18 protein-coding genes are annotated in these 18,726 nt (G+C 42.1%); 7 read left to right on the top strand and 11 right to left on the bottom strand.

The genetic code is table 11. The annotated features are described in order from the left end of the window. Position 1 precedes the first annotated feature (1 nt). The 11 genes from DDV96_RS01685 to DDV96_RS01635 form a co-directional block, all read right to left on the bottom strand. Entirely contained in the window at positions 2-2,038 is a 2,037-nt protein-coding gene (locus DDV96_RS01685) for a thioredoxin domain-containing protein (RefSeq protein WP_240607654.1), read from the bottom strand. Between the two features lie 92 nt (positions 2,039-2,130). Next, positions 2,131-2,331 (bottom strand): dodecin family protein, encoded by a 201-nt coding sequence (locus DDV96_RS01680; RefSeq protein ID WP_116693191.1) that lies wholly within the window; start codon positions 2,329-2,331, stop codon positions 2,131-2,133. A 108-nt stretch (positions 2,332-2,439) separates the two neighbouring features. Then, a complete protein-coding gene (locus DDV96_RS01675; RefSeq protein ID WP_116692996.1) occupies positions 2,440-3,351 on the bottom strand; it encodes a NifU family protein in 912 nt (303 codons plus the stop codon). Between the two features lie 150 nt (positions 3,352-3,501). Next, a complete protein-coding gene (gene murI / locus DDV96_RS01670) occupies positions 3,502-4,293 on the bottom strand; it encodes a glutamate racemase (protein WP_116693190.1) in 792 nt (263 codons plus the stop codon). Positions 4,294-4,370: 77 nt separating this feature from the next. Continuing rightward, positions 4,371-4,880, bottom strand: a complete 510-nt coding sequence (locus DDV96_RS01665) for an OmpH family outer membrane protein (RefSeq protein ID WP_116692995.1) — start codon at positions 4,878-4,880, stop codon at positions 4,371-4,373. Positions 4,881-4,924: 44 nt separating this feature from the next. Then, entirely contained in the window at positions 4,925-5,776 is an 852-nt protein-coding gene (locus DDV96_RS01660) for an OmpH family outer membrane protein (RefSeq protein WP_116692994.1), read from the bottom strand. Positions 5,777-5,814: 38 nt separating this feature from the next. Beyond that, positions 5,815-8,337 (bottom strand): outer membrane protein assembly factor BamA, encoded by a 2,523-nt coding sequence (gene bamA, locus DDV96_RS01655; protein WP_206073995.1) that lies wholly within the window; start codon positions 8,335-8,337, stop codon positions 5,815-5,817. A 55-nt stretch (positions 8,338-8,392) separates the two neighbouring features. Further along, a complete protein-coding gene (locus DDV96_RS01650; RefSeq protein WP_116692992.1) occupies positions 8,393-9,133 on the bottom strand; it encodes an isoprenyl transferase in 741 nt (246 codons plus the stop codon). 3 nt (positions 9,134-9,136) lie between these two features. Then, a complete protein-coding gene (gene porG, locus DDV96_RS01645) occupies positions 9,137-9,826 on the bottom strand; it encodes a type IX secretion system protein PorG (protein WP_116692991.1) in 690 nt (229 codons plus the stop codon). Between the two features lie 100 nt (positions 9,827-9,926). Then, the gene (locus tag DDV96_RS01640) at positions 9,927-10,814 is read right to left on the bottom strand and encodes an NAD kinase (protein WP_116692990.1); all 888 of its coding nucleotides are present in this window, start codon (positions 10,812-10,814) and stop codon (positions 9,927-9,929) included. Position 10,815: 1 nt separating this feature from the next. Then, positions 10,816-11,472 (bottom strand): CBS domain-containing protein, encoded by a 657-nt coding sequence (locus DDV96_RS01635; RefSeq protein WP_116692989.1) that lies wholly within the window; start codon positions 11,470-11,472, stop codon positions 10,816-10,818. Positions 11,473-11,655: 183 nt separating this feature from the next. Between DDV96_RS01635 and DDV96_RS01630 the strand changes: the two genes are divergently transcribed. The 7 genes from DDV96_RS01630 (at position 11,656) to clpP (ending at position 18,715) form a co-directional block, all read left to right on the top strand. Next, on the top strand, positions 11,656-12,372 hold the full coding sequence (locus tag DDV96_RS01630; RefSeq protein ID WP_116692988.1) for a pyridoxine 5'-phosphate synthase: 717 nt from the start codon (positions 11,656-11,658) through the stop codon (positions 12,370-12,372). Continuing rightward, complete coding sequence (locus DDV96_RS01625; protein ID WP_116692987.1) at positions 12,369-13,133, top strand: alpha/beta fold hydrolase; 765 nt, start codon at positions 12,369-12,371, stop codon at positions 13,131-13,133. The genes DDV96_RS01630 and DDV96_RS01625 overlap by 4 nt, the downstream gene beginning before the upstream one ends. Before the next feature lie 100 nt (positions 13,134-13,233). Further along, positions 13,234-14,484: an OmpP1/FadL family transporter gene (locus DDV96_RS01620; RefSeq protein ID WP_116692986.1), complete on the top strand. Its 1,251-nt coding sequence runs from the start codon at positions 13,234-13,236 to the stop codon at positions 14,482-14,484. A 20-nt stretch (positions 14,485-14,504) separates the two neighbouring features. Continuing rightward, positions 14,505-16,031 (top strand): SGNH/GDSL hydrolase family protein, encoded by a 1,527-nt coding sequence (locus tag DDV96_RS01615; protein ID WP_116692985.1) that lies wholly within the window; start codon positions 14,505-14,507, stop codon positions 16,029-16,031. A gap of 138 nt (positions 16,032-16,169) precedes the next feature. After that, positions 16,170-16,514, top strand: a complete 345-nt coding sequence (locus DDV96_RS01610) for a phage holin family protein (protein WP_116692984.1) — start codon at positions 16,170-16,172, stop codon at positions 16,512-16,514. 123 nt (positions 16,515-16,637) lie between these two features. Next, positions 16,638-17,957 (top strand): trigger factor, encoded by a 1,320-nt coding sequence (gene tig, locus DDV96_RS01605; RefSeq protein WP_116692983.1) that lies wholly within the window; start codon positions 16,638-16,640, stop codon positions 17,955-17,957. 83 nt (positions 17,958-18,040) lie between these two features. Then, positions 18,041-18,715, top strand: coding sequence for an ATP-dependent Clp endopeptidase proteolytic subunit ClpP (clpP, locus tag DDV96_RS01600; RefSeq protein WP_116692982.1), 675 nt, complete (start codon positions 18,041-18,043; stop codon positions 18,713-18,715). Positions 18,716-18,726: the final 11 nt, after the last annotated feature.

Raw genomic sequence — 18,726 nt, 5'->3', positions numbered from 1 at the left:
TTTAATTTTTTTTAATTGTATTGATAGCTTTTTTTATTTCTGAAACAGGCGTGTTGCACGTGTTGTCCATGCAAACGTAAACCAATGTTTCATCTTTTACAAACCTGTCCTGCATTAAAAACAGGCTTGATTTTTTTGTGCTGCCGGCAACTAAGGCGTTGGGCAGGTATGTTTTGGTTAATTCCTTTGTCTTTTCTGTAGCCGCTTCGCCCACGATGACCACTTCATAAAATTTTGACCGGTAATTTTCTAGTAAATCCAGCCAATTGGAGAACCCTATAGGATAGGTCGTTATTTCTCCTAAAATGTTGTTCAGCATTTGTTTTGCTGTTGTGGCATATCGTGTATCATTGTAATAACGTGATAGTTTAAATAGGTTTTTTGCCATCATAGAGTTTGAAGCAGGAATTACGTTGTCCCGATACTCGAACAAACGGGTCATGAGCTTGTCATCTTTAGTTGAAGTGAAGTAAAATAGCTGTGTTTTGTCATCAAAAAAATAGCGAAACGCATAATCTGCCATCTTTTTTGAGCGATCTAACCAATTTTCGTCCAAGGTTACTTGATACAAAGCAATAAAGGCTTCAATTACAGCAGCGTAATCCTCTAAATAACCATTTATAGTGCTGTTTCCGTTTTTATAATTATGGAACAGCGCACCGTCATCCTGTAATTGCCGTGCAGTTATAAATTTGGCATTTCGCAACGCAGCGTCAAGGTATTCTTGCTTTTGAAACGTTTTGTACGCATCTACATAGCCCTTTAACATCAAGCCGTTCCAAGAGGTGAGCGTTTTGTCGTCTAGACGGGGTTTGGGGCGTTTGTTTCGGTGATTCAACAAAATTTGTTTCCAGTTCTCCTTTTTTTTCCGAAGTGTTTCTTCTGAAATTGAAAAGGTTTCAGCAACTTCTGCATCTGTATTGTTTCGGATAAGTACATATTTGCAATCTTCCCATTTTCCGAAGTCATTGATGTTGTAATATGCTTGAAAGATATTGAAATCTTCCTTTAAAAGATTCTGTAATTCCTCTTTGGCATACACATAATAGGCCCCTTCTTCCAGCTTTCCAGAATTGGTTTCGCTGTCGGCATCCAAGGAAGAATAAAAAGCACCTTCATCGTTGGTTAAGGTTTCTGAAACAAATTGCAAGGTCTCTTCTACCACTTCTTTATACAAGGGTTTTTTGGAGTGAGCGTACGCCTTGCTGTATAAACTTACCAACTGGGCATTGTCGTAGAGCATTTTTTCAAAGTGGGGCACGTGCCATTTCCCGTCTACACTGTACCGGGAAAATCCACCGCCTACAGCATCGTAAATCCCGCCGTACGCCATTTTGGTCAGGGTTTTATCTACGTATTCCAAAAAAGATTTGTCGTTGTTTTGAACTGCATATCGCAACAAAAAAAGGTAGTTGTTGGGCATCATGAATTTGGGCGCCTGTTTGTAACCGCCATAGTCTTGGTCAAAGTTTCGGCTCCATTTTTCAATTAAGCTTGTCATGTCAAAGCTAGAAAAATCGGCTTCATCGGTATTCAATTGCACCAGATCCATGTTTTTAACGCCATCTTCAAGTCTTGAGGCGTATTCCTCCAATTTTTCGGGCGATGCTTTATATACTTGTTGAATTTGCTGCAAGGCATCAACCCATTGTTGTTTTTTAAAATAGGTGCCACCCCAAACCGGACGGCCGTCGGGCAAGGTAATTACATTTAGAGGCCATCCTGCATGACCGGTCATTAACTGTACGGCGTTTATGTAAATCTGGTCAATATCGGGGCGTTCTTCCCGATCTACTTTAACCGATATGTAATCTTTGTTCATAACATCGGCCACTGTTTGGTCTTCAAAGCTTTCGTGCTCCATTACATGGCACCAGTGACAGGCCGCATACCCAATGCTCACGATCATCAATTTACCTTCGGCCTTGGCCGTCGTGAGCGTTTTTTTGTTCCAAGCTTTCCAATGCACGGGATTGCCCGCGTGTTGCAACAGGTAAGGGCTGGTTTCGTTATGTAGTTCGTTGTCTTTTGGTTTCAAGCCTTTATTGAATTTAAGGAGGGGTTTCAGAAAAACAAAATACGCTCTTGATGGTATTCAAAAGCGTATTGTTTTATTTTATGAAAAGTAGGTTAACTTACTTCAAAAGTAATTTTGACGTTTACACGGAACTGATTGACATCATCTCCATTTACCGTGCAACTTTGTTCGTTAACATAAACCGATTTAATGTTTTTTACGGTTTTACTGGCATGCTTTACCGCTTTTCGGGTAGCATCTTCCCAACTTTCATTGGAGTTTGCCAATACTTCAATAACTTTTAATACTGCCATAATCTTTGGTTTTTTAGGTTCAAATTCCAAGTTACGGTTTTACAGCGGTTTACGTTCTCAAATAATCGTTAAAACCTTGTTATAATTATGGCAAAGATCATTGGTGTTTTATCCATTAATAGCTTCAACGGTTTGCACCCGGCCGTTCATCATGTCTTTCAACATAGTTTCGATCCCGTTTTTCAATGTAACCGTAGAAGACGGGCAGCCACTGCAGGCTCCTTGCAGGACCACACGTACGGTCTTGGTATCTTCATTGAACGATTGGAACGCAATATTGCCCCCATCGCTTGCCACGGCAGGTTTTACATATTCATCGAGAATGGAAATGATTTCCCGGTCAATGGCTTTCAAATCTTTTTCTGAAATGTTATTTTCTGAATTTCCGTCTTGAGATCCTTCTTCTTTTTGAAGAATGGCATCGTTAAGTACGGGTTTGCCTTCTTCAATGTATTTTCGAATAAACTCCCTAAGCTCCATGGATATCTCTTGCCATTCGGCCATATTGTATTTTAGTATTGAAACATAGTTGGCGCTGATGAACACTTCTTTTACAAAGGGAAACGCAAAAAGGGCTTTTGCCAAGGGTGCGTTTACGGCCTCATCGATGTTTTTAAACTCAAAAGTGCCATCAACTAAAGGTTTGTTGGCCACAAATTTCATGGCTGCAGGGTTTGGGGTGCTTTCGGCATATACGGTAACGGGCACCTTTTTTTGAGTGTCGGTGGCGGTAACGACTTCTTTGCCGCTGTTCAGGTATTCCGTGATGGCTTCAGCAACTTCATCCTGGACATCTTCCCAGGTTACTATATCGAATTTTTCAATGGCAATGAAGTTTTGCGAAATGTAAACAGTCTTCACAAACGGAAGATAGAACAACTGCTGGGCAATGGGACTGGGCTTGGCGTCGTCTATGTTTTTGAACTCGTAACTGTTGGAACGCGTTAAAAATGAATTGGCCACAAATTTTACGATGCTGTCGTTGTTTGTGGGCTCTATGGAAATAGTGTATGTGGACATATCGATATTTTTTACAAAATTACGGAAAGTAAACCAATGTTTTACTTAAATAAGCGGCCTTAACAAAATTGAGTTGATCGAACCACAATCTTTTGATGGAAAAGATTTTGACCCCTTTTGAAACAATCCTGAACTGCGATGTAAAAGCGCTTAAAAGTCCATTTTTTCAACGCTTATAGTTTCTGAAAAAGCGTTCAATAGTTTTTTTAAGGTGCCTGTATTCTTGTTAGTGTAAAATTGAAGGGTTGGTTTGTTGTCGCTATCGATAAGTAGCTGCCGTTGTTGCAGGACGTTTTGCGTCTGCTTGGCCACTGCTTGCCCTGAATCTATGATCGTGACGTGTTGAGGAAGTATTTTTTTTAACTGCGGAATAAGATAGGGGTAGTGTGAACAACCCAACACCAGATAGTCGATGTTGGCAGCAATCATAGGTGCGGTGTATTTTTTTAGCAGGGTTGTCATTTCTTCAGTTTCAAGTGCTCCGTTTTCAATTAGTGGGACCAATCCTTCGCCCACGATTTCGACCACTGAAATTTCTTTGGTGAATGCTGTGGCCGTTTTATGAAAAAGCGTACTGCTCAAGGTGCCTTTGGTAGCCAAAATACCAATGCTTTTGTGTTTTGTTTGCAAGGCTGCGGGTTTAATTGCCGGCTCAATGCCAAGTATGGGGAGATTGTAACTGGAGCGCAATACATCAATAGCATTGGTGGTCGCAGTATTGCAAGCCACCACGATGGTTTTGCATCCCATGCTGATAAGGGCTTCGGTGTTCTTTATGCTTAACGAAACAATTTCGCTTTGTGTTTTGTTTCCGTATGGGGCATTCTTGCTGTCCGCCAGATAAATGGTGTTTTCCAAGGGCATCAGGCGATGGATTTCTTGCCAGATAGAAGAACCGCCAACACCAGAATCGAAAATACCAATGGGACTGTTTTTGTTCATATAGGTAAAAATAAAAACTGCCTGCAAATTTTGCAGGCAGTTTTTAAAAAATTTAGGAATAATCTAGTTTACCGTGATTAGATTCCCAATTCTTTTTTAACATCTGCCATAAGGTCTTTTCCATCGGCCAATAACAAACCACTGCCGGTGGTAGAGTCCATTACGTATTGGAATCCTTGGGCACGTCCTACTTTTTGAATGGCTTGGCGCGCTTTGTCAAGCACAGGCTTTAAAATGTCTTCCTGCTTTTTTTGAAGATCTTGCATGGCCTGCTGACGGTACGCTTGAATGTTAGATTGCATGCCTTGAACCTCTTCAAAACGTTTTTGGTTTTCTTCATCGGTTTTAGAGGCAGCCTCTTGGTCGTACTGCGTCATTTTGGTCTGCAGTTCTTTTGCCATCGCCTTGATCTCGGTATCGTAGGTTTTCTGTATTTTATCAAGTTCGCTTTGTGCCGCTTTCATTTCGGGCATTGCTTCAACCAAGGCCTGCGTGTCTATATGGGCAACTTTGGTCTGTGCATTTACAAAACTTGTAGCTCCTACAAAAATCGCTAAAGCTATTAGTACTGATTTTAGATGTTTCATTGTATTAAATTTAAGTGTTATGGGTTATTGATTTATAGTGTGTTTTATTCTTCTTGATTGTCATCGTTGCCAGAATCGTTGTTTTGGCTGCGTTCTTTTCGTTTTTGCTCTCTTGCTTTTTCTATAGAATCCATTCGTGCTTGGCGTTCCCTTAAAATGCGTTCCCTTCTTTTTTCAATTTCGGCTTTTCTGGCATTCCGAATGGAGTCGCGTTGCCTCCTGCGCTCTTCCATCATTTTCTCACGTTCGTTTTTTCGGTCTTCTATTTCTTGCTCGCGCTCAGTTACGGCTCCTTCTTCTTCGGCGCTTAAAGCTTCCTTACGTTCTATTTCGCGTTCTTCACGCTTGGTTTTTGCCTCTTCTCGTTTTGCCGCTCGGTTTATGCTCCGTAAAACCACGTCGCTTATGTCGTTGCGTTCTGCTGCAAAAAGCATGACCACATCGGCAGATTTGTCAAAGATAAAATCATACTTTTTGTTTTCGGCAATTTCCTGAACAATATTAAAAACCTGATCTTGAATGGGCTGCACCAATTGCCGTCTTTGTATCATGAGGTCGCCATTGGGGCCAAAACGGTCTTGCTGATAATCCATGATTTCATTTTCCAAAATCTTGATTTCTTCTTCCCGCTCTTCTATTAGTTCTTGGGTTAACAGCACACGCTCGTTGCTTAAGTTAAGCTTCATTTGCTCAACTTCTTTGTTCTTTTTCTCGATGTCTTTTTTCCAGCGTTGCACCTTTCCTTCCAATTGCGTGGAGGCTTCTTGGTATTCAGGAACATTTTCAAGAATGTATTCCATATCGATATACCCAATCCGGGCTCCCCGTTGTGCTTGGGCGGTGAACCCCAAGCTTATAAAAATGAATGATAAAAAGAGTAGCTTGTTCGTTTTCATGATCTTTGGTTGTTGTTTAAGAAAATATCGTGCCAAAATTAAAATTGTTGTCCAAGAATAAAGTGCGTTGACCATCCGCTGGGGCCTATCCTGCCCAATTCGTTGTCAAATCCATATCCAAAATCGATTCCCAGTAACCCAAATGCCGGCATAAAGATACGCAATCCTAGCCCAGCAGAACGTTTCAGTTCAAAAGGGTTATAATCCCTAAAACCGTTAAAGGCATTTCCTCCTTCAGCAAAACCCAAAACATAAATGGAAGCCATCTGCTTTAAAGTAACGGGGTACCGTAACTCTAACGAAAATTTATTGAATATGGTATTTCCGTCTAGATCGGATAACGACTGGTTTTCGTATCCTCGAAGTTGAATGACTTCGCGGCCGTCGAGGCTAAAAGAGCCCAAGCCATCGCCTCCTACAAAAAAGCGCTCAAAGGGAGGGATGCCTCTTTCTTTGTTGTAAGCTCCCAAAAACCCAAATTCGGTACCAGTTTTCAGCACGAGTTTATCGATGAGGTTGGTGTACCAGTTTCCTTTGAATTTAATTTTATAGTATTCCAACCATTTAAAGCGTTCTTGGTCTATGTCGGCAATTCGGTTTTGTGCTGCCCTAAAATTTGAACTGGTGTTGGGGACTTCGGCCAAGGTGGCTCTTTCGTCTGCCAAGGCACCATAATCAACACCGTTAAAGGCCGAATAGGGAACGGTCAATTTTGCCGTGATGCCAAAGTCTGAACCGCTTACGGGGTAAATAGGGTTTGTAGCGGTGTTATTTCGGCTAAGACCAATGGTATAGGCCAAGTTATTGGAATATCCGTCACCAAAGGTAAATAATGATGTGTTGTAATTTTTTAGGTTATAATGCTGAAAACTGATGGCTTGCGACAATTGAAAAAAGTCGTCTGGCCATTTCAACCGTTGCGCAATCCCTACGGAACCTCCGGTGATCAAGAACCTTCTGTCTTTGTCCACATCGCGGTTTCGGTAGTCGTAAAAATACTGCACGGTATGAGAAAATGAGGTGCTCAACTGTACCGGCTTTTTACCGCCAAACCATGGTTCGGTAAGGGAGAGGCTGTAAGTTTGATAAAAACTACTGGCCTGCGCCCGAAGCGACAGTTTTTGGCCGTCGCCCATAGGTAATGGCTTATAGGCTTCTTTGTTGAAAATGTTACGAAGCGAAAAGTTGTTAAAGGAAAGGCCTAAGGTCCCTACAAAGCCACCGCCACCATAACCGCCTTGCAGTTCAATTTGGCTCGCACCTTTTTCAACTACTGAGTATTCCAAGTCCACGGTACCGCTGTTTGGGTCTACGTTCTTAAAGTTTGGGGAAAGTTGTTCGGGGTCGAAATAACCCAGCTGCCCCAATTCGCGAATGGTTCGAACCACATTGCGCTTGCTGTACTTTTGCCCAGGTCGCGTACGGAGTTCCCGGTAGATCACGTGGTCGTTCGTCTTGTCGTTCCCAACAACGGTAACATGATCAAAATAGGCAAGTTTCCCTTCACGAATGCGTATTTCAAAATCGATTGTGTCGTTGCGAACAGCCACTTCAACAGGATTGATGTTAGAAAATAGATATCCGTTGTTTTGGTACAGGTTGGTAAGGTCTTGTGCCTCGGGGTCTTCCACGTCGGCAATACGTTCTTGCAGCAACACGCCATTGTAGGTTGCGCCTTTTTCAATACCCAATACTTGGCGCAATTGGCTGTCTGTGTAAACACTATTGCCAATGAAACGGATGTTTCCGAAGTAATATTTATCACCTTCTTCCACCTTGATGTTCAAGGCCACGTTTTTATCGTCTTTTATAATCAAGGTGTCCTCGATAATTCGTGCATCGCGGTATCCGTTTGCTTTGTATTTGTCAATAATGGAAACCTTGTCTTTTTCGAAGCCCTCTTTGGTGTATTTGGAACGTTTGAATATCCTGAAAAAGAATTTTTGTTTGGTTTCTTTCATGGCCCTGCGCAGTTTCCCATCGGAAAACTGTTCGTTGCCTTCAAAATCGATATCGGAAACTTTTACCCGTTCTCCTTTATCGATGGTGATGTTCAGGTTTTTTGCAATTTCCTGTCCGGTAGAGTCCAGATGGGGCGTTTGGCTAAGGATTACTTGGGCGTTTAGGTACCCGTCTTCTTTAAACTTGTTCCTTATCTTGTTTTTGGTGGTCGTAAGCAGGTTCTTGGTTAGCTTGGTCCCAGGATCCAGCTTGTTTTCCTTCAAGATGTCTTTTTTCTTTCCTTTACGGATGCCTTCTATGGTAACTTCATTTAATTTAGGAAGTTCTACAATATACAGCTCCAGGTCTGCTTTGTCGCCATCTATGTTGGTTACGTAAAAAGCAATATCGCTAAAGAGGTTCTGTTCCCACAGTTTTTTGGTAACGGCGCTTAATTTTTCTCCGGGAATATATATACGGTCCCCTTTTTTAAGGCCGGTAAAAGCGATGACGGTTTGCTCGTTAAAGCTTTGCGCTCCGGTAACTTTAATATCGTTTATAGTATATTTTTTACCACTGTCCAGGTCCCGCTGTTGTGCAGTAAGGGAAAAACCCATCATCATTGTAAAAAGGAAAATACAATAGAGGTTTTTATAGGATTTCAATAATGGGCCTTTATTTAAGTTGTTCACTGGTCTTTCCAAATCTTCTTTCTCTGTTTTGATAATTTAGTATTGCTTCAAAAAGATGGTTTTTTCTATAATCTGGCCAAAGGGTATCTGTAAAATACAGTTCGGCGTATGCTATTTGCCATAGCAAAAAATTGCTGATGCGCTGTTCGCCGCTGGTACGTATCAGTAGGTCTACATCTGGCAAATTTTGCGTGTAAAGATGATTATTTATAACCGTTTCATCAATATCTGACGGCGAAATTAGGTTATTTTTAACTTTATGGCTAATCTCTTGGATGGTTTTTATAATTTCTTCCCTTGCACCATAGCTTAGGGCCAAGGTTAAGGTCATCCGGGTGTTGTCTTTGGTTTTCTCAAGAACGTCGTTTAATTCCCGTTGTGCTTTTTTGGGAAGGGCTTCGAGGTTGCCTATGGCGTTGAGTTTTATATTATTGTCTTGAAGGGTTTTTATTTCCTTTTTCAAAGAAGAAACCAACAGCTTCATCAACAATTCTACTTCGAGTTTGGGGCGATTCCAGTTTTCGGTGGAAAAAGCGTACAGTGTTAAATAAGGAATATGAATCTCGGCACAGGCTTCCACGATTTCGCGAACGGCCTTGGTGCCATTTTCGTGACCTATAGTACGAAACAGGCCCTTTTGCTTGGCCCACCTGCCGTTGCCATCCATAATAACGGCCAGATGTTTGGGCAGTTTATTCTTGTCTATTTGTTGTTTTGCGGTCATGGATTAAAAGTTACAATAACACGGCTTTCTGCCAAAAGTTACGGTAAAGGTTATGCCCGTAAAAACATACCAGTCATCACTGTTTATATTGCCAAATTTTACGTTTTGGTTGTCTTTTAAGCCCTTGACGGGGTTGCTGCCGTCCAAGCCATCGGTAAAGGTGTAGCGGGCACCTATTTCAAAACCCAGAACAAACCTATTGGCCAAACTGGTTTTATAACCTACCACCATTGGAATGGCCACTGTGGAAGCACCATCGAAATCTGTGATGACGTCATTCTTTTTATATAGCGCATCATACCAAAAATACGTAAGCCCAGTATATAGGTAAGGCGTACTGGCCGGTTTTCCGCTGTACATACTGAATTCCCAAAAGGTATATTCCATTCCTATCGATATTTCGCTTACGGTGTTTGAAAACGACAATCCCCGTTGTTGCCTTCGTTCTTGGTTAGAATCTGCATCGTCGCCCTTAATGTTGGCAATTAATACAGAGCCTCTAAAGGAGTGCCTGGCGCTTCGGTTCCATTTAAAAATGCCACCAAAAGCAAAGCTGTTGGGAGCTATGTAATTGGTACGCCCTACATCGCCTATATAGTTAGCACCGCCAAGGATGCCGCCTATTTCGTATGTTTGCGAATGTAATGAAAATGTGGCTGTTATCGCCAAAATTATGGTCGCGATATACTTCATATACCTTAAAAGTTTGCAAATATAATAATAAACTTTGCTTTATGGGACAATTCGTGAATTACTCTTTGGAAGTTAACAAGATTTACGGCTTTTTATTGTTTTAATTGCGTTTGTCTTCGCCCCACAATAGTTTTTTGCGAAGGGTTTTAATAAAGCTGTCTTCGGCCAATTGTACCAATTTAATGGTAAAGGGGGCTTTTTTAATATGAATGGTCGTGTTGTTTTCCAGTGTAGCGATACGGGAATCCATCGATACCAAGTATGATTTCTCCCTTCCGGAAACCTTTAAGGTAAGCTCGCTGTCGTCTGGCAACACCAATGGCCGTGCATTGAGGTTGTGAGGGGCAATTGGGGTTATGATGAAGTTTTTGGCACTGGGTTCAATTACAGGGCCGCCACAGCTTAAGGAATATCCCGTAGACCCTGTTGGGGTGGAAACGATCAAGCCATCGGACCAATACGAAGTAAGGTGATGGCCATTTACATCGGTCTCTACCTTGATCATGGAGGTCGTGTTTTTACGGTTTACGGCAATCTCGTTGAGGGCAAAGTTCAACTTGGGCTTTATTTCGGTGTTTTTTGGGGTGGTGGAGATAGTGAGCAGGCTGCGTTCCGATATCATATAATTGCCGTTCAAAATACGGGCAAGGCTTTCTGTTATTTCTTCTTTTTGTATGGTCGCCAAAAAGCCCAACCGTCCCGTGTTTATGCCCACGATGGGAATACCGAGGTCTTTTACAAAGGTGACCGACTTCAAGATGGTGCCATCGCCGCCAATGCTGAAAAACAGGTCGTAGCTGTTATCCAGTTCGGTAAAAGTTTCAAAATTTGAAAAATTCCGGTTGATTTCGTGGTTCAGGTTGATGATGTCCAAAAAGTTCTCTTCAATGAAGACCGTCACTTTTTTGTTTTTCAGCACATCAAGGATCAACTGAATATAGGTTTCAGAGTTTTTGTGGTAAAATTGACCGTAAATGCCTATTTTCATCTTACATGTTTAAATATTTGTCCAGATAATCAGAACGTTCTTTCAAGTCCTTTAAAAACTTGTCTTCTTCATGGTTGCTCACCACCGTGTAATTGTACCTTCTAAAGGTCTGTACGATAGCGTTCATGCCGGTGTGGCCTATTTTAATGGTGGCCTGCATCCGGTCGTTCTCTATTTTTGAAACGAAAACCCCAAAAATACGGGTGCCGTTGCTTTCTACGATCTGGCAAATTTCACTAAAGGAGTAGTCGTTAATGCCTCTTTCTACCACGATAATGGCACCGGCTTCGTTTAAAAAAGGGGTGTTGTTGAACAGGCTCATAATATCGCCCAGTTCGTAGTAGCCTAAATAGGTGTTTTCCTCACTTAAAATTGGCATGATGTTGCTGTTATGCAATGCGAAAGCTTCCAAAATGTCGAGCCAATTGGTGTGTTCCCGCACAAAAAAACCTTCCAGAGCATACTGGTAATCCTCTATTCTTTTATCGGTATCAAAACAATGGGCGTCGGTTTCAGATACACACCCCACGTAAGTAGCTCCCTTTTTTACGGGAATATGCGTATAGGTAAGGTTGTTGAACGCTTTTTGCAAATCTTTTATGCTTGAAGAAATGTCAAAAGGCGAAACATCGTCCAATATATAATGCTGTGTGTCCAAAATAGCTGTTTTAGGTGCAAATTACTTAAAATATAAATGCAAAAGCCCCTCAAACCTTTGTATTTTTGTTAAACATTGGTTGAGTTTTAACAAGAAAAAGGTGGGGTTTCGGTATTAATTTGGTTTTTTCCAAGGCCGAAGTCCGCTCAACAGCCTATCTACAAATAATAATACAAATTGTAAATGACAAAATTAAGCGTAAACATTAACAAAATAGCCACGCTACGGAATGCGCGTGGAGGCAATATGCCCAATGTATTAAAGGTAGCAGAAGATGTACAGTCTTTTGGGGCGCAAGGGGTGACCATTCATCCACGGCCCGATGAGCGCCATATTCGCTATCAAGATGCGTACGACCTAAAACCTATTGTAACTACCGAATACAACATCGAAGGAAACCCCATTGAAAAATTTATGGATATGGTGCTGGAACTTAAACCTACCCAGGTAACCTTGGTGCCCGATGCGGTAGATGCCATTACCTCCAATGCAGGATGGGATACGGTGAAGCACCAAAGTTATCTGTCTGAATTGATTTCAGAATTCAAAAACAACGGGATTAGGACCTCTATTTTTGTCGATCCCAACTTAGATATGGTCGAAGGTGCTGCCCATACCGGTACAGACCGCATTGAACTGTACACCGAAGCGTATGCAAAAGCCTATGCAAAAGACAATAAAAAAGCGGTACAGCCCTATATTGAATGTGCGCACCTGGCCCACCAACTGGATTTAGGCGTCAATGCTGGGCACGATCTGTCGTTGAAAAATATTGAATTCTTCAAAAACAACGTGCCACATCTGCAAGAAGTTTCCATTGGTCACGCGCTAATCTGCGAAGCAATTTACCAAGGTCTGGAGTCCGTTATTAATCAATACCTAGAAAAATTAAAACAATGAAATTACTGCACTCACAAATTTTGGGCGAAGGTAGCCCTTTTTTAATACTGCACGGTTTTCTGGGTATGAGCGACAACTGGAAAACCTTGGGCAAGCGTTTTGCAGAAGCTGGGTGCCAAGTTCACCTTATCGATCAACGCAACCACGGTAGGAGTTTTCATGCTCCTGAACATAACTATCAGGTGATGGCAGAAGACATAAAGGCCTATTGCGACCATCACAACTTAAACGACATTGTTTTGTTAGGGCATTCCATGGGCGGAAAGACCGCAATGCACTGTGCCACGCAATTCCCGGGCTTGGTGTCAAAATTGATTGTGGCCGATATTGCCCCTAAGGAATATCCACAGCATCATCAAGATATCTTGAAGGGTTTGGCGTCGTTGGACTTTTCTGAAATAGAAAGCCGTTCCCAGGCCGATGAAAAACTGTCAGAATATGTGAAAGAAAAGAGCGTTCGGCAGTTTCTGTTGAAGAATCTATATTGGAAAAACAAGGGAGAACTCGCTTTGCGTATGAACCTGCCCGTATTGACCCAACATATAGACGAGGTAGGGAAACCACTGGGGAAAGATGCCATTTTTAAAGGGGATACCTTGTTTTTGGCTGGCGGTAAGTCGGGTTATATTCAGCAAATGGACGAAATGTTGATCGCCAAACATTTTCCAAAGGCTAAAATAGAAACCATAAAAAAAGCCGGACATTGGCTTCACGCAGAAAATCCTGACAAATTCTATGAAAATGTTATGGATTTTTTATAACATTGTAAAGGCAATTTATTATGTATGCATAATAAATTGAAAAATGCGATGAAAATCCTAATCAGAAAAAAATAATTCTATAATTTAACTCAAATCTATTATGAAAAAAGTAGTTCTACTGGCCGTATGTGCACTTGCTACGGCGGTAACCTATGCAGGCGGGTATCGTGTAGCATTGCAGGGCAATAAGGCCCTTGCCATGGGGCATACCGGCGTTGCCGTGGTTAACAGTGCCGAAAGTGTGTTTTTTAACCCAGCCGGGTTGGTGTATCTTGAAGATCAACTTAGTATATCGGCCGGGGTTCACGGGGTGTTCTCTTCGGTGGCCTATCAAAACGATGCGTTTGGTACCTATGCCGAAACCGATAACCCGTTAAGCACGCCCTTGTATTTGTACGCTTCGTACCAAGCGACCGACTGGCTTGCGGTTGGTTTAGGAGTTTACACACCTTATGGAAGTACCGTTGAATATGAAGACGATTGGGCCGGTTCGCACCTGGTGAACAACATCGACCTGCAGGCTATTTTTATTCAGGGAAGTGTTTCTATAAAAGTTAATGATAAGTTTAGTGTTGGCGGTGGACCCATTTATGCAACGGGTTCGGTGAATTTTAACCGAAACCTTACGAGATCATTGACCGATTTAAATGGAAACCGTTCCGAAGTTACCGTTGATGCCTCCGGGGTTACCAACTGGGGATGGACGGCAGGTTTTATGTTCAACCCTACCGATAATTTACGCATTGGTGCCAATTACCGTTCAGAAATTATTTTGGAAGCTGAAGAAGGGGATGCCGATTTTCAAAACATACCTAATTCTCCCTTAACGCCATTTGCCGACACCAAATTTGATGCTTCGCTACCCATGCCTGCAGAATTGGCCGTGGGGCTAAGTTATGAGTTTTGTGATAAATGGACGTTCGCTTTCGATTATAACCGTGCCTACTGGGATGTGTATGAATCGTTGAGCATCGATTTCGCCAACCCACAAGTGCCAGATTCTGAAAACCTTCGGAATTATAAAAACGCCTCCACTTACCGTTTTGGGCTACAGTATGACGTAACCGAAATGTTCACACTGCGCGCCGGGTATTATTTTGATGAAACCCCGGTACGCGAAGGTTATTTTGCTCCCGAAACTCCAAGAAACGACAGCAGTGGCTATACGGCCGGGCTTTCCGTGAACATAGGGGAACATTTCCAGATAGATGCCTCCTTCCTGTATTTGCACTTTAAGGAAGTAGATGCTTCGTATGACTATTATTTTGAACAAGGCGTTCAAGCACCTTTCCGAGGAACTTATAAATCCAATGCCTTTGTGCCAGGCTTGGGCGTATCGTACAAACTGTAACAGCTAAAAAATTGAAAACAATGAAAAATACACTATATATATGTTTAAGCTTACTGGCCATAGGTTTTGTAAGCTGTGAGCCAGAACTGGAGAACCCAGTGAATGAAGAAGGATTTTACGATAGCGGAAGTGCCAACCTTGCAAATTACGTGGCCGTTGGTAACTCTTTGACGGCAGGTTATGCCGATGGAGCCCTTTATATTACCGGACAAGAAAACTCCTTTCCCAATATTTTGGCGGGACAGTTTGAGTTTGTGGGTGGTGGCGAGTTTACCCAACCGATGATGGATGACAATTTAGGCGGGCTGTTGTTAAACGGACAGCAAATCACCGAAAACCGCTTGGTTTTATCGGTTGATTCTGAAGGAAATAGAGCGCCTGTGCGTTTAGAAGGAGAGCCAACAACCGAAGTAACAAACGGTCCAACGGGGCCTTATAATAACATGGGTATTCCCGGAGCCAAAAGTTTCCACTTGGTCGCTCCTGGCTATGGAAACGTTGGCGGAATTTTAACAGGTGCGGCAAACCCCTATTATGCCCGTATCGCAACCAGCGGGAACGCTACGGTATTGGCCGATGCGGCTTCCCAAAACCCAACGTTTTTTTCTTTGTGGATAGGAAATAACGATATTTTAAGCTATGCCACTTCTGGAGGGGTAGGTGAAGACCAAACCGGGAATTTAGATCCAACAACGTATGGTCCCAATGATATAACCGACCCTAATGTGTTTGCTTCGGTGTATAGCCAAGAAGTAGATGCTTTGTCGGCAAGTGCATCAGGTGGCGTCTTGCTTAATATCCCCGATGTTACGTCTATACCTTACTTTACAACGGTTCCTACTCAAGTAGTTCCATTGGATGCGGCTACGGCAGCGCAATTAAATGCTCAATTTGCATTGTACAATACCCAAGTGTTGCCAGGTTTGGTAGCAGCAGGTTTTATTACCCAGGAAGAAGCCGATTTGCGTAAAGTAACCTTTTCTGCTGGACAGAACTACCCTATTATGACGGATGATGATTTAACAGATGTCACTCAAATATTAATCGCACAGGGGGTTCCAGCTGCTACTGCGGAGCTTTTAGGGCAGTTGAGACAAGTAAACAACAGTGATTTAATTGTACTGCCGGCTTCATCAGTAATTGGTACAACGCCAAATCCCGATATTCCAACCAATATTGTTGGCGTAACGGTACCATTAGGCGATGAACTTGTATTAACAGCGGTAGAGCAAGATAGGGTGGCTACAGCTTCAGCTTCATACAACGCAACCATTAATGCCATTGCCAATGCTAAAGATTTAATTTACATTGATGCGAAGGCCTTGTTGAAACAAATTGATGAAACCGGGATAGTTTATAATGGCGGGGTGTTGACTTCCGAATTTGGAACAGGAGGCGCATTCTCCCTTGATGGCGTACACCCAACCCCAAGAGGTTATGCCTACACGGCAAACGTGATTATCGATGCCATTAATGCTAAATATAATGCAACCATTCCTAAAGTTGAAATAGGAAATTACCCCACAATTACCTTAACAAACAATTAAGAGACCTGTCCATTGTTTTAAAAACCGTTTCAGGAGCCTTTTCTGAAACGGTTTTTTTTATCTTTATATTAATTATTCGAAATTCGTTATTCGTACCTCGTCAATTACCTGATACATCAATATCAAATATATATAGATATGAATACCATTTTAAGACTCTTACTCACCGCAATTGCCGTGGTGGTGCTTGCCAAAATTCTTCCAGGTGTGGCCGTTGAAGGCTATTTTTCAGCCATTATCGTGGCGATAGTCATTGCCTTGCTTCGGTTTATCGTAAAACCAATACTCGTTATTTTAACGCTTCCGGTCACCATTATCACGTTAGGGCTTTTCCTGCTGATTATCAACGCCATCATTATTTTAATGGCCGATTGGTTTGTGGGCGGTTTCGCCGTTTCAAACATTTGGTGGGCATTGTTGTTTAGCCTGTTGCTTTCGTTTTTGCAATCCATTTTGTTTTCGCTCTTGGACACTGAAAAATAACCGGTTGAAATACAGGCCGTACTATTTGTTGGCTTACCGAAATTGTCTTATTTTTGCAACCCGAAATTTTAAGGAAAAAGAAAAAGACAACACGGCCCTTTTGGGGAAAATTTTTCAGAAAAAATGAACATTACAAAAAAAGACATTGATAACTTGAACGCTGTGCTTACAGTGGAAATTTCAAAAGACGATTATTCAGATAAGGTAGAATCCATTCTGAAAAATTATCGTAAAAACGCCAATATCCCCGGTTTCAGAAAAGGGCACGTACCCATGGGGATGGTTAAAAAGCAATATGGTACCGCCGTATTGGTAGAAGAAGTGAACAAATTACTTCAGGATAACCTGCACAAGTATTTAACCGAAGAAAAATTAGACGTTTTAGGGAACCCCATCCCGAAAAACGAAAATGAAGTAGATTGGAACGCAGACGATTTCACCTTTGAGTTCGATCTTGGCTTGGCGCCCGAATTTGATGTGGACCTCAAGGGCAAGACCGTAACCCGTTATAAAGTAGTGGCCGACGATAACATGATCGATAACCAAGTAAAAGCCATCCGCAAGCAGTATGGAAAATTGGTCGCCAAAGCCACAGTTGAAGACGGAGATGAGATTACCGGGACTTTTGTTTCAGATGAAAACGATATTGACAACCCCGCCACGTTCAGCACCGAAGCCATTAAAGGCAAAAAACAGTTAAAAACCTTAAAGGAAGCTAAAATTGGTGATACGGTTACTTTAAAAACAAAAGGGCTGTTTAATGACGACCACGATAACCAAAAGTATTTGGGCGTTTCCCACGACGATGCCCATGGTCTTGATATTGAAGTGGATTTCAAAGTAGAAGAAATCAACACCCGCGAAATGGCCGAGTTGAACCAAGAGCTTTTTGATAAGCTATTTGGGGAAGGCACGGTAACATCTGAAGAAGAACTTCGAAAAAAAATAAAAGAAGAAGCCGAAAAACAATTTGAGCAACAAAGCGACCAAAAATTGTTGAACGACGTGGTGGACAGCTTGATCGAAAACACAAAATTCGATCTGCCGGACGAGTTTTTGCAACGCTGGATACAAGTTTCAGGCGAAAAACCCATGACCGAAGAAGAAGCCAAAGCCGAATACGAACGCAGCGAAAAAGGTTTGCGCTACCAATTGATAGAAGGGAAACTGCGCAAAGAGCACAACTTACAAGTTTCTTTTGACGAATTGAAGGATTACAGCAAACAGATGATCAAAGCGCAAATGGCCCAGTTTGGCAACACCAACCCAAGCGATGAAGAGCTGGATGGCATTGCTGCCCGTATTTTGAGCAATGAAGAAGAAGTAAAGCGTATGACTGAGCAATTGAACACCAATAAGATGCTTCAATTCTTCAAAGAAAACGCAAAACTGAAAGAAAAAGAGATTTCTTACGACGACTTCGTAAAAGAAGCCTATAAGTAATTCAGCAAAAAAAAGGTATCTTTAGGCGTTGAATATATGGGTTCAACGCCTAATTTGTTTAAAGAAAAACGACTATAAAATTTATGGACTACCAAAAAGAATTCAAGGACTTTGCTATAAAAGACCAAGGCATAAACGGGATATATTACGATAAAATAGTAAGCAGTATGAGCCCAGTGGGCCTTACCCCAAATATTATTGAAGAACGCCAAATGAACGCCGTGGCCATGGACGTTTTCTCCCGATTGATGATGGACCGCATCATCTTTTTGGGGACGGGCATTAGCGATCAAGTGGCTAATATAGTTCAGGCACAGTTGTTGTTTTTGGAAAGTACCGATGCCTCCAAGGACATCCAGATATACATCAACTCGCCAGGCGGCAGCGTATATGCAGGATTGGGCATTTATGATACCATGCAATTCATTAAACCCGATGTGGCAACAATTTGTACCGGAATGGCCGCCTCTATGGCCGCCGTATTGCTCTGTGCCGGCGAAAAAGGAAAACGCAGTGGCTTGACACATTCACGCGTCATGATCCACCAGCCATTGGGCGGCGCACAAGGACAGGCCAGTGATATCGAGATCACCGCTCGTGAAATCATTACCTTAAAAGAAGAATTGTATAAAATAATTGCCAAGCACAGTGGGCAGACGTACGAAAAGGTGTATGAGGATAGTGACCGCGATTATTGGATGAAAGCCGACAAAGCCCTTAAATACGGTATGATCGATGAGATTTTGACCCGTAATTAATTAAAAATTTG

It is taken from the genome of Marixanthomonas spongiae (assembly GCF_003095375.1).
GTDB classification, from domain to species: Bacteria; Bacteroidota; Bacteroidia; order Flavobacteriales; family Flavobacteriaceae; genus Marixanthomonas; species Marixanthomonas spongiae.
Note: the sequence above shows the minus strand (reverse complement) of the source record. Positions and strands in the feature narration are given on the sequence as shown.